Genomic DNA, 14,262 nt, shown 5'->3' with positions numbered 1-14,262 from the left:
CCGGTCTCACTAAGCGGTCAGGAACCCGTGGAACCTGCCGTCGGGGTCATGCACCGCGCGCAGTTCCTCCAGCCGGGCCTCCGCCTCCGCGGATCCCCAAGGGGCCTTCCGGCGTGCGAGGTTCTCGTCCGAGAGGGAGATGCCCTTGGCGAGCGGCTCGAGGCGGCGCATGTTCTCGGTGACCCAGGCGATGCCCCGGGCGTCGTCGGCGGCGGCGGACCATCCCGCGTAGGCGGCGAGGTAGAGCTTGCCCGTCAACGACATCGCGGCGTCGGGCAGCGGAGGGGACGTCCACGGGTACCAGAGGATGTGCGAGACCGGCGTCGGAACGCTGAGGAACATCTCCCGCACGGCCGGCACGAGGACATCCGGGTCCGCGTCGGTCCACATGTTGTCCGCCGCCCACCGGTAGCCGGGCGGCTCGATGGCGCCCACGTTGGCGTAGAGCATGTCCATCGTCGCAGGGATGGCGACCTCTCTCACGAGCGCCCGGTCGAGCACCGGGCAGGTCTCGAGCGCCTGCAGCAGCTCGTGCGCCCGCGCCTCGTCGTCCGCGGTGGCGCTGCCGATGAGCTGTAGCGCGGTCGGCCCCTCCGCCGGCTCGCCGTCCGGCGTGCGCGGGTTGGTGGCGACGACGAGAAGCTCGAGCTCGGGCGCCACGGACGGAGCGTTCTCCAGGGTCCAGCGAAGGACCTCGTCCAGCACGTCGATCGGGTAGACGTAGATGCTCACGCGGCGGACGGACGGGCTCGGGTAGGTGCGCAGATAGAAGCGCGTGACGATCCCGAAGAATCCCGGTCCTGCCCCTCGGGCGGCCCAGAGGATGTCGGGGTTTTCGTCGGCGTCGGCATGGACGAGCCGCCCGTCCGCGGTGACGACGTCGATCGCCTCCACGCTCGCGCAGGCCGGTCCGTAGACGCGCGAACTCCAGCCGAGCCCGCCCTGGAGCAGAAAGCCGCCCAGCCCGACGGTAGGACAGTGCCCGGACGGGAAGAAGCGCCCCTCGGCCTCCAGCACCTGGTTCAGCTCGCCCCCGTACACGCCCGGCTGCACCGTCGCCATCCCGGTATCGGCGTCGAAGGTGATGTCCTTGAGCTGCGAGAGGTCGACGAGAACCCCGCCGTCGCGCACGCCCGAAGCCGTCCAGCTGTGCCCGCCGGAGCGGGCCTTGACGCGAAGCCCTCGCTCCCGCGCGTCCCGGACCGCCTGCAGCACGTCGGCTTCGGAGCGCGCCTGCACGATCACGTCGGGATAGCGGTCGGGCTTCAGGTCGTTCCACACGGCGCGCTGCCGGGCGGCCTCGTACTCGGGGGCGGATCGTGCGATCGTCGTCGAGCGCTCGTCCATGGCGGTGTCGTCTCCTTCGATGGCCGAATGTGGAGGCGGGCGCGGCCGCCGTCGATCAGTACCGGATCTGCCCGCCGTCGAGCACGATCGACTGGCCGGTGAGCCAGCGCGCGTCCTCGGTGGCGAGGAAGGAGACGACGCCGTCGAGATCCTCGGGAACTCCGGGGCGCTTGATCGCCTGGTGCTGCACCAACGCCTCCAGCACGTGCGTCCTCCCCGCCCACTGCGCATCCACGCTCGGCGTCCGCGTCAGACCGGGCAGGACGCAGTTGGCGGTGATGCCGTCCTGCGCCAGCTCGGTGGCGAGCGATCGCGTCAAGCCGATAAGGCCCGCCTTGCTCGCGGTGTAGTGCGCGAATCCGGGGAGTACGAGGTCGACGACATCGCTGGAGATGTTGATGATCCGGCCGAAGCCCCGCTCCGCCATGCCCTTGCTGAAGGCCTTGCACGTGAGGAACGCGGCATCGAGGTTGACGGAGAGGACCTGCCGCCACTCGTCGAACTCCAGCTCGTTCCACGGCGTGTTCGGGTGGACTCCCGCGTTGTTCACGAGGATGTCGCAACCGCCGAGGTCGTCCGCCGCGGCCCGCAGTCGCTCCACGGACTCGGCCGACGTCACGTCGCACTGCACGGCGATCGCCTCGCCGCCCTCCCGCGTGATCGCGTCCACCGTGTCGCCCTGATCGCGCAGATAGGCGACGACGACCCGGGCACCGTCGCGGGCCAACCGGAGGGAGAACGCCCGGCCCAGACCGGTCCCGCCTCCCGTCACGACGGCGACACGGCCGACATGCGCACCAGGGAAACCTGCCACAGCAATCCTCTCCTTGATCAAGCCGAGACGAGGTCCCTAGAGGACCCACGACTCTGCGCTGCGCTTTCTGTCGGCAGATTGTCAGAAACTGCCGACCGAATGCAAGCGGCCGTTGCGAGATCGACCTGGCAAGTCATGCCGCGCATCGCGCGCCGTAGGGCTCTTTGTCGACGAAACGAGAGCGAGATGAGCGCCGGACGTTATCACGCTTTGCCTACAGATCTGCCTACAGAAGTTAAATCTCTGTAGACAGATGATGTCGTGCGTGCTACGAAGTCTCCTGACCAAGCGCTCGATGAGGAGGCCCCCTTGTCCGAGTCATTCCAACCGTCCCGACCCGCCGTAGGCGCATCGGTCGCGGAGACGGACACCATCACTCCGCCGGCTTCTTCGCCCGAAGCCGCCGTCAACCCCCGGACCGGCAAACCCGCCGGGGCCGGCCAGGCCGCGGTACTTCTAGCGGCGGTCTCCATGCCAGTGCTCGGCGCCGTCCTCCTGGCGCCGTCGTTGCCCACGATCAGCGCCGCCTTCGCGTCGACGCCCGGCGCCGACGTCCTCGCGGTGTTGATCCTCACGGTGCCGGCACTGATGATCGCCCTGCTCGCCTCCCTCGCGGGGGTGATCGCGGACAAGATCGGCCGTAAGCGCCTGCTCGCCGGGGCGCTCCTGCTCTACTCCGTAGCCGGAGTCGCCCCCGTCTTCCTGGATTCGCTGCTCGCGATCCTCGCCACGCGCGCGGTGCTGGGGGTCGCGGAGGCGGCGATCTTCACCTGCTGCGTCGCGCTCATGTCCGACTACTTCTTCGGCAGGCGGCGGACGCGCCTCATCAGCCTGCAGAGCGTCGTGCTGGGATTCAGCGCGACCGTCTTCGTCTTCGTGGGCGGGATCGCCGGCGCGGCGAGCTGGCGGACGCCGTTCTGGATCTACAGCATCGCCATCGTGATCGCCCTTGCGGTGGGGCTTGTGGCCTGGCGTCCCGCCCACGAGGAGCGGTCCGTCAGCGATAGCCGCCCTCTCGAGCCGCTACCGCTCCGCCCGCTGCTCATCCCGCTGGGGATGACCGCCTTCGGCGGGATCGTCTTCTACTCGATCATCGTGCAGCTGGCGTATCTCATGGGGGGGCTCGGCGAGACGAGCGAGGCAATGATCGGCCTCGCGTCCGCGGTGACCCAGTTGATCTCGGGGGCCGCGAGCTACTCGATCCGATGGCTCGCCCGATTCGGGGTCAAGCGCCTGCTCCCCACCACGTTCGGCATCTCCGCGGTCGGGCTCCTCATGGTGTGGCTCGCCGGTTCCGTCCCCTGGCTCGTCGTCGGCGCCGCGATCACCGCGGCGGGCGCCGGGGTCTTCCTCCCCACCCTCCTCACCTGGACCCTGTCCTCCCTCGCGTTCCACCAGCGGGGCCGGGCGAGCGGCCGCTGGACGTCGGCGGTGTTCCTCGGTCAGTTCGCCTCGCCGCTTGTCGTCGCGGGGCTTGGCGCCCTGGTCGGGGCACGACCAACCGCGATGGGCGTCCTCGGCATCGTCACGGTGATCGCGGTCGTGGCGCTCTGGGCGTCGCTGCGTCGTCGACAGGTGGCAAGCCTGCTGTGACACCGTCTCGGCCTCGATGTGCGCTGAGCGGTGCCATACGACCGTGAAAACTGTCTACATATAGACTCGACGTCACACCACGCACGACCGTGCGTGGTGTGACCGCTTAGGAGTTTGTCACCTATGGCCACGACCAGCCCAACGGGCGGAACACGCGGCCGCGACGAGGACGCAACCGAGTTCGCCTACCGCGTGCTGCGCTCGGACATCCTCAACGGGGCGCTCACACCCGGGAGCACCCTCTCGCAGGCGCAACTCGCGCGGGATCTCGGCATCAGCCGCACACCGTTGCGCGAGGCGCTGCGCCGGCTCGCGGCCGAGCATCTCGTGAGCGGAAACTTCAATCAGCGGATGCGCGTGTCGGAGCTGGATCTCGAAGACCTCGACCAGATCTACGCGATGCGGATCGCTCTGGAGCCGGTGGCGGTGCGGGCGACCCTGCCCCTCGACCGCCCGTCGCGCACGGCGTTGAGCCGGCAACTCGCCAAGATGGCCGCGGCGATCGAGGATCGCGACCTCGAACGCTTCCGTCGAGAGCACCGCGACTTCGACATGGGGATCATCGCGGGAACCGGAACCAGGATGCGCACGCTGCTCGCGACCCTGTGGGACCAGGCCGAGCGATACCGCCTGGCCTACCTCACCAACGAGGGTGTGGCGGGCGAGGACACACTTCTCGAGCGACTCCGGGTCTCCCAGGAGGAGCACGAGGCGATACTCAAGGCAGCGCTCACCGACGACGTCGAGGCCTGCACGAACGCGCTCGTGACCCATCTCGAACGCACGGTGAAGCTCCTCTTCCTCGACACGGTCAGTGTTCCGAAGCCCCAGCTGTCGCAGGCCGCCGCCGAGCGGCACGTGACGGGGACGACGCGCCTGCCCTGACTGAAATTTTCATCGAATGCTTCGCCCCGTGATGGCGGGGTCGTTTCAGTATTTCGGCAGGCCGGGACGGGGTGTGAAGCACGCGCGCGGATGCGTGTGTGCTGGGGGTAGTCGAAAGTTTCATAGTGATCTTGACAGGTTTCGGAGCGGTTTCCAGACTGAGTCACCGAGGCGGTCTCCCTGACAGGTCGTTGGTGCGGCGACAGGGGCCTCCGCCGGCGATGTCCGAGTGGTGGTGCGTTCCCGGTTATGGGGTGGGCCCGATACTCCAGGCGTCGCCGCGTTTCCCGCTATTCCGTGACTTAGTTGTGGAGGCTCAGGCATGGGCGCAAACGCCATACCCCCGCCTGGAACCCGGCGACCCGTCAGCGGCCTGCGCCGGGCCCTGATCGCCGGCACGCTCGGCGTACTCGGCACGATCACGGCGCTCACGCTGCCGGCCCCCTCCGATGCCGCCGCGAGCACGCTCGGCGCGGCGGCCGCCCAAAGCGGGCGGTACTTCGGCACCGCGATCAACGCGGGCAAGCTGAACGACTCGGCGTACACCACGATCGCCAACCGCGAGTTCAACATGGTGACGGCCGAGAATGAGATGAAGATCGACGCCACCGAGCCGAGCCGTGGCCAGTTCAACTTCACCAACGGTGACCGGGTCCACAACTGGGCGGTCCAGAACGGCAAGCAGGTGCGCGGGCACACGCTGGCCTGGCACTCCCAGCAGCCCGGCTGGATGCAGTCGCTGTCGGGCAGCGCGCTGCGCCAGGCGATGATCGACCACATCAACGGCGTGATGGCCCACTACAAGGGCAAGATCTACGCCTGGGACGTGGTCAACGAGGCCTTCGACGACGGCTCCGGCGGTCGCCGCGACTCCAACCTCCAGCGGACCGGCAACGACTGGATCGAGGTCGCCTTCCGCACCGCGCGCGCCGCCGACCCGGCCGCCGAGCTCTGCTACAACGACTACAACATCGACAACTGGACCTGGGCCAAGACGCAGGGCGTCTACAACATGGTCCGCGACTTCAAGTCCCGCGGCGTGCCCATCGACTGTGTCGGCCTTCAGGCCCACTTCAACAGCGGCAGCCCCTACCCGAGCAACTTCCGCACCACCCTGCAGAACTTCGCCGCCCTCGGCGTCGACGTGGCCATCACCGAGTTGGACATCCAGGGCGCCTCCGCCACCACCTACACCAACGTGACCAACGACTGCCTGGCCGTGCCGCGCTGCGTCGGCATCACCACGTGGGGCGTGCGCGACAGCGACTCCTGGCGCTCGGGCGACACCCCGCTGCTGTTCGACGGCAACGGCAACAAGAAGGCCGCCTACACCTCCGTCCTCAACGCCCTCAACGCCGCGGACCCCAACCCCACCCCGACGCCTACCGTCACTCCCACACCCACGCCGGAGCCGGGTGCCTGCTCGGCGACGATCACGACGGTCAACAGCTGGCAGGGCGGGTTCCAGTCGACGGTGACGGTCCGCGCGGGCACGTCGCCGGTCAACGGCTGGACCGTGAGGTGGACCTGGCCCGGCGGCCAGACGATCAGCAGCTTGTGGAACGGCACGCATACCGTCTCCGGCTCCACCGTGACGGTACGCAACGCCCCCTACAACGGCTCCATTGCGGCGAACGGGTCCACCACTTTCGGCTTCACGGCCAACGGCGCCGCGACCACCCCCACCGCCACCTGCACCAGCCCTTGACCCCGCGCCGGATGTGCCGGGCCTCCGGCACATCCGGCCTCCCGCATGCCCGGCCCCCGCGCACTTGGGGTCACTTGAGGGGGAGCAGTGAGCGGGTCAGTTTGCCTTGGGGGCTGTAGACGACGCACATGACGTCGCGGTCGCCGTCGGCCCAGGTCTCCGCCGTCGGCATGACCGGGTAGTAGTTCAGTCCCGCGCCGGCCTCGCCGGGCCAGTAGTGGGCGAAGCCCTGCGCGCAGTTCTTCCACGCGAACGCGGCGAGCCCGGCGCGGTCCCAGGGGCCGTCCGCGGCGTGCACGAAGCCGTAGGCCTGGTTGTCGGCGCGTTCGGGGCACGGCTTGTAGAGCACGATCTTCTCGCCCGCGGCCGGCGAGTACACCGGGTCGTCGAAGCATTCCCCGGCCTCGATGTTGAGGAGGCCGGTCGTCTGCGCGGTCATGAACGCGTCGCCCTTGACGACGGCCCGGCCGGGCGGGACGACGAACAGCGCGCCGAGCGCCAGCACGCCGGGCAGCGCGGCCAGCATGGCCAGCGGACGGGACCACCGCCGCGGCGCGACCGGCCGTACGGCGCTCATCGGCGCGGCCCGGGCGAACGGCGAGGTCCGGACGATCGGCGGGGCCCGGAAGAGCGGGGCCCGGACGAGCGATGTCCGGAATGGGACGAGGGGGCTGCGGGACGCACCCTTGATCGTAGGCGGGGCCGGCTGAATGCCGAGGCAACGCGGCGTGTCCGGCGTGGAGAGTGCCGGTGACGAACCGATCATCCAACTTCTTCGCGAATTCCCAGGTCAGGGGCTATGTGATCTAGGTCATATACGATCCTATGTTCATTTCGGGTCCAGGTGATCTTCAGTCTTCTGCCAGCGACGGCTGGATGAATGCGATCACCGTCGTGCTCCGCGGACGGAACTCCCCTCCTTTACGGACAGAAAGAAACCCCACGTGAGCAACGAAAGAAAGATCTGGCTCAAGGGCTCCGCACAGGCCAGGCTCGCCCTCGTCGGTGTCGGCGCGCTGCTCGTCGGCGGCATCGCCTTCGGCCCGGTGGCCTTCGGCGCCGCCGCGCCGCCGCGCTACCCGGCAGCCGAGATCCACAAGCCGTCCCCCATGCCCGACCGCGTCATCCTCACCCCGACCACCACGCCCGCCACCTCCCAGAAGGTGACCTGGCGCGCCGAGACCACGGCCGAGTTCGCGCAGGCGGAGATCCTGGAGTCGCCGAAGGCGCTCGGCCAGGTCGCCCCCGCCGCCGGGGCGGTCACCAACGTCAAGGCCGTCTCCAGCACGCCGGTCAACACGACGCTGGGGTACGCCTCGACGTACCACACCGTGGAGTTCAGCGGCCTCAAGCCGAGCACCCGGTACACCTACCGCGTCGGCGACGGCACCAACTGGAGCGAGTGGACGGACTTCACGACCGCCGCCGTGGACTTCCAGCCGTTCTCGTTCATCTACTACGGCGACGCGCAGAACTACATCGACTCCGCGGTGCCGCGCGTCTTCCGCCAGGCGTTCGCCGAGCGCCCGCAGGCCAAGGTCATCGTCAACGCCGGTGACCTGATCGACTCGGCCAACAGCGAAGAGCAGTGGGGCCAGTGGTACAAGGCCGGCGGTTTCATCGACAGCCAGGTCAACAACTTCTCCATCCCCGGCAACCACGAGTACAGCAGTGGCCTGTCCAGCTTCTGGCGGCCGCAGTTCCCGTATCCCGACAACGGGCCGGGCAACCCCGAGCTGAAGCAGACCGCCTACTCCGTCGACTACCAGGGCGTGCGCTTCATCGGCCTGGACTCCAACTACCAGAGCAACGCCTCCCTGATGGCCGCGCAGACCGCGTGGCTGGAGAACCTGCTCAAGAACAACCCGAACAAGTGGACCGTGGTGACCTTCCACCACCCCGTCTACTCCACCACCGGCACCCGCAACAACCCGCAGGTGCGCGCGCAGTGGGGCCCGCTGTTCGAGAAGTACGGCGTGGACCTGGTCCTCCAGGGTCACGACCACTCCTACGGGCGCGGCAACGTGCAGACCGCCCGCAAGTCCGCCGCCGTCCACAACGGCGTGGTGTACGTCGTGTCGGTCTCCGGCGGCAAGATGTACGCGCTCAACAACGGCGAGAACTGGACCGGCAACGGCGCCGAGGTCGTGAGCAAGGGCCAGGACATGCAGCTCTACCAGCTCATCGACGTCGACAAGGGCCAGCTCCGCTTCGAGGCGCGCTACGCGAACGGCCAGCACCACGACGGGTTCCTCGTCCGTAAGAACGACAAGGGCGAGCGCACCGTCAACGAGATCCGCACCGAGCAGAACACCACCGGCGAGCAGGTCGCCGTCGACAAGACCACGGTGAACTCGCGCGGCGAGATCACCGTCTCGGCCTACGGGTACGACCCGGGCGAGAAGGTCGCCGTCTTCCTGCGCGACGCCGACCAGGCGCAGCAGGAGCGCGCCCGCATCCGCAGCTGGCGGGATCTGTGCAAGCTGTGGGACCGTGACAGCTCCCTGGTCGGCTACCGCACCGCCGACGAGCTCGGCCGGCTGACCTACACCTTCAAGGCCCCGTCCGTCTCCCGCAAGGACGAGACGTACGTGGTGTACCTGTCCAGCGAGCACCAGAAGATCACCTCTCCCGTCATCACGGTGACGAAGAAGTGATCCACGCCGGACGCGGGCCCGCCGCCGTGTGCGGGCCCGCGTCCGGCCGGACCCGGACTGGAGCTCGTGGTGAAAATCCGTACCCTCATGCCGAAGGCCGCGCCGCTGACGTGCGCCGCCGTGTTCGGCGCGTTCGCCGTCATCGCGTGCGCCGTGCCCGCCGCCGCGCACCCGTTCGGCCCGCCGTCCACCGCGCGGATCAGCGTGGACGGCTCGCACGTGACCCTGTCGTGGATGGCGGCCGAGGACGACTGGGTCGCGCTCGGCCAGTCGGTCGGCGCGTTCGAGGACCCCGCGACCGGCGCGGTGTCGACCGCGCTGACCGGCGAGCAGAAGCTGTCGCGCTCGCCCGCCGTTCGGGACTACCTGCTCGGCCGGATCACCGTCGCGCGGAACGGCCGTCCCTGTGAGGCCCGGCTGGAGGAGCTGCGGGCGCTGCTCACCGAGGGCGCCCGGTTCGGCTTCGACTGCGACGGCCCGGTGACCGAGGTCCAGGTCACCCTCGCCGCGCTGACCGACCTCAACGAGAACTACCGCACGATGCTGACCGCCGAGACGCCCGCCACCCCGGCGCGGACGCTGTTCACCAAGGCGACCGCCACCCAGCGGGTGCGCTTCTCGGCCACGGCGGCGAGCACCCCGGCGGGCGTGACGGGGACGGTCGCGGGCGTGGGCGTCGTGCTGGTCGCCGGCGCGGGCGTCCTGGTCGCCCGGCGGGTGCGGCGCGGCGGGAGGGCGTGACCGGCATGGGCGGGCTTCCCGGGCTCGACGACCGGCTCGTCGCCTTCTTCGACGGCAGCGGGGTGTTCTGGCTGGCGCTCGTCATCGCGCTCGGCGCGGGCGCGGCGCACGCGGTGGCGCCGGGGCACGGCAAGAGCATCACGGCCGCGTACCTGGTCGGCACGCACGGGCGGTACCGCGACGCGGTGCGGCTCGGCGTCATCGTCGCGGCCATGCACACGCTCTCGGTGCTGGTGCTCGCGCTCGCCTGGGTCGGCGTGAGCGGGATCGCCGGGTTCGGCACGGAGTCGGTCACGGCGTGGATGCAGGTGGTGGCCGGGCTGGTGGTGGTCGCGGTGGGCGGCCATCTCACCTACCGGCACCTGAGGGGACGGCTCCCACGCGCCCGCGCGCACGCCCAGGGCCACGGGCATGGGCACGGCCACGGCCACGGCCACGGCCATGGGCACGGTCATGGACATGGGCACGGGAATGACGACGGGCCGACCGACCCGTGGTCGCGCAAGGGCCTGGTGGCGCTCGCGCTGTCCGGCGGGCTGCTGCCGTCGCCGTCGGCGTTCCTCGTGCTGGTCAGCGGTCTGCTCACCGGACGCGGCGTCGACGCCGTCGTGCTCGTCCTCGCCTTCGGCGTCGGGATGGCCTGCACGCTCACCGGCGTCGGGGCCGTGACGATCGGCGGGTACGCGCTGCTCGGCCGCCGCCTGCGGGCGGGTGCGGCGGCCACGGCCCTGGCCGCGTGGACGCCCGTCGTGGCGGGGGTCGTGGTGTCGATCGGCGGGTTCCTGTACCTGTACTTCGCGGTCGCCGTCCTGGTGACCTGACCCGGCGTCGCGTGCGCGTGGAGAGGGCCCGGAGGCGCGTTTCCCGGCCGTTCCACGTTCCGATCACCAGCCGGACGCCTGCCGGAAATGTCCGCGTCGCGTTCTGTGCACCTTTCAAAAGACCCTTCACAGCGGCAACACCGGTGAGCCGCCGGGCCGCCCCCTTGGCGTAACCGAAGCTCGACACCCTTTTACGACCCGGACGCGCGTAGACGGGAAGAGACACAGTGACGCAGAGGGTGACGCAGAGCCAGAAGCCGCCCGGCCTGTTCGGACGGCCGGTGCGGATCGCCTTCGTGGTGACGACGGCGGTGACGACGGTCGTCGCCGCGGTGGCCGTTCTCCTGGGAGTGGCGACGCCGGTGTACGCCGCGGCGGCCCGCCCCGCGGTGGCCGAGGTCCGCCCGGTGCGGATCGTGATCTCCCGCATCGGGGTGGACGCGCCCGTGCGCCCCGTCGGGCTGATGCCGTCGGGCGAGATCGAGGTGCCGCCGCTCGCCCCGCGCAACCTGACCGGCTGGTACAAGTACGGACCCGTCCCCGGCAGCCTGGGGCCGGCCGTGATCGTCGGGCACAGGAGCACCCGGTCGGGTCCGTCGGTGTTCGCGCGGGCGGCCGAGCTGCGCCGGGGAGACACGATCACGGTCGTGCGCTCCGACCGGTCGACGGTCTCGTTCGCGGTCGACCGCCTGGAACAGGTGCGCAAGACGGAGTTCCCGACCGAGCGGGTCTACGGGAACATCGACCACCCCGGCCTGCGGCTCATCACCTGCGCCGGCGCGTTCGACCGGGGGACCGGCTCCCACTCCGACAACCTGATCGTCTACGCCTCCCTGAAACCGGCCGGCCCGTAACAGTCGCAATGTCCGGATCGCGTTCATTTGTCCTTCGCCTCGTTCACAGCGCCACGTCGGCTGACCGGTGTTCTGTGACTTTCCGGATGTCCACGTCCGCAGAAACAGATAGTTCAGGATGGTTGGTTCGATGAGTCCCACGTCCATCGGTCGTCCCCGGCCGGCCCGACGGCGCGTCCGCTGGTTGATCATGCTCGGCCTCGTGCAAGTGGTGGTCGGTGGCCTGTCGACCGTGGCGGCACTCGCCTCGGTGTCGGTGCAGGTGAGGCAGCCCACGACGCGGGAGGTCACCGGAGGGTCGCTCACCTGGGCGATCAACGAGCACCTCGGCGAGCAGGGCAGGAACGGCACGGCGCAGGCCGGCGACACCCAGGTGGTCCTCGCCGGGGGAGTCGAGCGCGACCGGGACGGCGTGTTCCACTTCCCGGCCGCGAGCGGCTCCTATGACCCGGCGACCGGAGGCGGCACCGTCAAGTACGGCGGCAGCGTCACCATCACGCGCGCGCACAAGACCGTCGTCATCGCCGACCCTCTCGTCGTGATCAACGGCACCGAGTCCGCGCTGCACGCCGAGGTCGCCGCCCCGGCGCCGTCCGCCGGCCCCAGCGGCACGGCGGCGCCGACCACGCACGCGCCGGCGACGGCCACCGCGCACCCGACCGGCACCGCCGCGACCCCGATGCCGCTCACCGAGCTGGCCCGCCTGGCCATCGAGGAGGACGCGACCGGCGTCCAGGGGGAGACCGTGACGTGGGCCGCCGTGCCCGCGAAGGCCACCGAGGAGTCGGCCCGCCTGCTGGCCGACGTGCTCGGCACCGAGCCGCTGACCCCGCTGACGCTCACCGTCACCTTCGACCAGGCCGGCACGCCGGCCCCGAACCCCGGCGCGGCGGACTCCGGCAGCCCCTCGCCGTCGGGCAGCGGGTCGGGCAGCCCCTCGCCGTCCGGCAGCGGGTCGCCGTCGCCCTGCGTCTCCGGCAGCGCGAGCGCTTCGGCGAGCGCGAGCGCCTCGCCGAGCGCGTCGGCGAGCCCGTGCGCCAGCGGGTCGCCCAGCCCCTCGGCCTCGCCCTCCCCGTCGGGCTCGGGCTCGCCCACGCCGAGCAGCTCGCCATGCCCCACCTCGTCTCCGAGCAGCTCCAGCAGCTCCAGCCCGTCGAGCTCGCCGAGCTCGAGCTCCTCCAGCAGCCCCTCCACCTCCGTGTCGTCGAGCCCGTCGACCTCCTCCAGCTCGTCGCAATCCCCGGGGGCGGCGCGGGCGGCCAGCGAGATGGTCGTGCGGTTCGCAGCCTTCGACGATGCCGAGGCCGAGGCCTCGACCACTCCGTCCCCCAGCGGCAGCACCAGCGCGAGCTCGTCCCCGAGCGCGAGCGCCTCCGGGTGTCCCTCGAACAGCCCGTCGCCGAGCAGGAGCTTGTCCCCCTCGCCGTCTTCCTCGCCGTCGAAGTCCACCTCGACCAGCGCGACGCCCAAGCCGACGCACACCGTCACGGAGAACACCACGCTGCCCGCCAAGAACGCGGGCGACGAGGAGAAGCTGGCCAAGACCGGCGACGGCTTCGTCATCCCGCTGATGACCGCCGGCATCGGGCTCATCGTGGGCGGCGGCATCACGCTGCGCGCCTCCCGCCGCGGCGCCTACCAGTGACAGGCGACCAGTGACCGGACGAGCGGTGACCGGGCCCGCGGTGTCCGGGCGAGCAGTGACGGGCGAACGGTGACCGGCACCGTCGAGCAGGAGACCCCGCGGCACGTCGAGGACGGCTGGGAGCCGTCCGGCAGGCGTGCCGCGCGGGCCGCGGGCGAGGTCATGCTCACCCTCGGCCTGCTGGCGCTCCTGTTCGCCGGCTACGCGGTGTACGGCAAGGCGTGGCAGATCGAGGCCGCGCAGAACGACGTCGCCGCCGAGCTGGACAAGCGCTGGGCGGCGAACGAGGCGCGCCCGGTGCCGGGCCAGCCCATGGCCCGCATCCACATCCCCAAGCTGGACCGCAAGTGGGCGGTGGTCGAGGGGGTGGACCAGTCCGACCTGAGCAAGGGGCCTGGCCACTATCCGCGCACCGCCCAGCCCGGCGAGGTCGGCAACGTGGCCATCGCCGGGCACCGGATCTCGTCGGTCTTCTGGGACATCGACCGCCTCCACAAGGGCGACACGATCGTGGCCGAGACGAAGACCGGCTGGTTCGTCTACAAGGTGACCCGGCAACGCCTCGTGCGGCCGAACCAGGTCGAGGTGATCGCCCCGAACCCGGACGACGAGAACCGGCCGCCGGACAAGGCCATGCTCACGCTGACCACCTGCAACCCCAAGTTCCAGAACTGGCAGCGGCTCATCGTCCACGCCGAGCTCGTGCGCGAGCAGGCCAAGTCCGCCGGCCGCCCGGCCGAACTCAAGGGGCACCCGTGATCTACCCGTGGATCTGGAAGCGACTTCCGGGCGGCAGGTTCGGCAAGCTCGTGTCGGCCGTGGTGCTGCTCGCCGTGGTGGTGCTGCTCCTCTGGTACGTGGTGTTCCCGCTGGTGGACGGCCTGCTGCCCACGGACGACGCCACGATCGGCGAGTAGAACCCCCACCGCTGCCACGGCCCGGCCGGGCACGCCGAGGGGTCACGGCCCGGCTGAGCACCGCCGGGGTTCACCGGCCCGGCCGGCCGGGCCACTCAGGGGTTCACGGCCTGGCCAGGATCTCCCGGGGCTGTCACGGCAGCCCCGCCAGGACCTCCAGGTATGTCACGGACGGCAGCCGGCCCTGCGGACCTCCGGGAATGTCGCCGGCCCTGCCAGGACTCCGGGAATGTCACGGTCCTGCCAGGACTCCGGGAATGTCACGGTCCTGCCAGGACTC

13 protein-coding genes and 1 pseudogene are annotated in these 14,262 nt (G+C 70.4%); 11 read left to right on the top strand and 3 right to left on the bottom strand.

Annotated elements, in window-relative coordinates:
• Positions 1-9: 9 nt before the first annotated feature.
• Positions 10-1,347, bottom strand: coding sequence for an FAD-binding oxidoreductase (locus AB0H21_RS14310; RefSeq protein WP_358516171.1), 1,338 nt, complete (start codon positions 1,345-1,347; stop codon positions 10-12).
• Between the two features lie 55 nt (positions 1,348-1,402).
• Entirely contained in the window at positions 1,403-2,161 is a 759-nt protein-coding gene (locus tag AB0H21_RS14305) for an SDR family oxidoreductase (protein ID WP_358516169.1), read from the bottom strand.
• 471 nt (positions 2,162-2,632) lie between these two features.
• On the opposite strand from AB0H21_RS14305, the gene AB0H21_RS14300 reads away from it, so the two are divergent.
• The 3 genes from AB0H21_RS14300 (at position 2,633) to AB0H21_RS14290 (ending at position 6,347) form a co-directional block, all read left to right on the top strand.
• Positions 2,633-3,754 carry an MFS transporter gene (locus AB0H21_RS14300; protein ID WP_358516166.1) on the top strand — a complete coding sequence of 374 codons (1,122 nt, stop codon included), beginning with the start codon at positions 2,633-2,635 and terminating at the stop codon, positions 3,752-3,754.
• A gap of 123 nt (positions 3,755-3,877) precedes the next feature.
• Positions 3,878-4,639, top strand: a complete 762-nt coding sequence (locus AB0H21_RS14295; RefSeq protein ID WP_358516163.1) for a GntR family transcriptional regulator — start codon at positions 3,878-3,880, stop codon at positions 4,637-4,639.
• A 322-nt stretch (positions 4,640-4,961) separates the two neighbouring features.
• Positions 4,962-6,347: an endo-1,4-beta-xylanase gene (locus AB0H21_RS14290; protein WP_358516160.1), complete on the top strand. Its 1,386-nt coding sequence runs from the start codon at positions 4,962-4,964 to the stop codon at positions 6,345-6,347.
• Positions 6,348-6,417: 70 nt separating this feature from the next.
• On the opposite strand, the gene AB0H21_RS14285 is transcribed toward AB0H21_RS14290, so the two are convergent.
• Positions 6,418-6,924 (bottom strand): hypothetical protein, encoded by a 507-nt coding sequence (locus AB0H21_RS14285; RefSeq protein WP_358516158.1) that lies wholly within the window; start codon positions 6,922-6,924, stop codon positions 6,418-6,420.
• A gap of 367 nt (positions 6,925-7,291) precedes the next feature.
• Between AB0H21_RS14285 and AB0H21_RS14280 the strand changes: the two genes are divergently transcribed.
• From AB0H21_RS14280 to AB0H21_RS14245, 8 genes and pseudogenes are all read left to right on the top strand, one after another.
• Positions 7,292-9,004, top strand: a complete 1,713-nt coding sequence (locus AB0H21_RS14280; protein ID WP_358516155.1) for a metallophosphoesterase family protein — start codon at positions 7,292-7,294, stop codon at positions 9,002-9,004.
• 69 nt (positions 9,005-9,073) lie between these two features.
• Positions 9,074-9,745 carry a hypothetical protein gene (locus AB0H21_RS14275; RefSeq protein WP_358516152.1) on the top strand — a complete coding sequence of 224 codons (672 nt, stop codon included), beginning with the start codon at positions 9,074-9,076 and terminating at the stop codon, positions 9,743-9,745.
• A gap of 5 nt (positions 9,746-9,750) precedes the next feature.
• On the top strand, positions 9,751-10,566 hold the full coding sequence (locus AB0H21_RS14270) for a hypothetical protein (protein ID WP_358516558.1): 816 nt from the start codon (positions 9,751-9,753) through the stop codon (positions 10,564-10,566).
• Between the two features lie 227 nt (positions 10,567-10,793).
• Complete coding sequence (locus AB0H21_RS14265) at positions 10,794-11,420, top strand: class F sortase (RefSeq protein WP_358516149.1); 627 nt, start codon at positions 10,794-10,796, stop codon at positions 11,418-11,420.
• A 118-nt stretch (positions 11,421-11,538) separates the two neighbouring features.
• A pseudogene (locus tag AB0H21_RS14260) lies at positions 11,539-12,165 on the top strand (HtaA domain-containing protein); the annotation flags it as partial.
• A 666-nt stretch (positions 12,166-12,831) separates the two neighbouring features.
• Entirely contained in the window at positions 12,832-13,065 is a 234-nt protein-coding gene (locus AB0H21_RS14255) for an LPXTG cell wall anchor domain-containing protein (protein WP_358516567.1), read from the top strand.
• A gap of 69 nt (positions 13,066-13,134) precedes the next feature.
• Positions 13,135-13,824 (top strand): class E sortase, encoded by a 690-nt coding sequence (locus AB0H21_RS14250; RefSeq protein ID WP_358516146.1) that lies wholly within the window; start codon positions 13,135-13,137, stop codon positions 13,822-13,824.
• Complete coding sequence (locus AB0H21_RS14245) at positions 13,821-13,982, top strand: hypothetical protein (RefSeq protein WP_358516144.1); 162 nt, start codon at positions 13,821-13,823, stop codon at positions 13,980-13,982. Before AB0H21_RS14250 ends, AB0H21_RS14245 begins: the two co-directional genes overlap by 4 nt.
• Positions 13,983-14,262: the final 280 nt, after the last annotated feature.

The sequence above is a fragment of the Sphaerisporangium sp. NPDC051011 genome (assembly GCF_040653595.1).
Classification (GTDB): domain Bacteria; phylum Actinomycetota; class Actinomycetes; order Streptosporangiales; family Streptosporangiaceae; genus Sphaerisporangium.
This window is presented reverse-complemented; position numbering and strand designations above follow the sequence as displayed.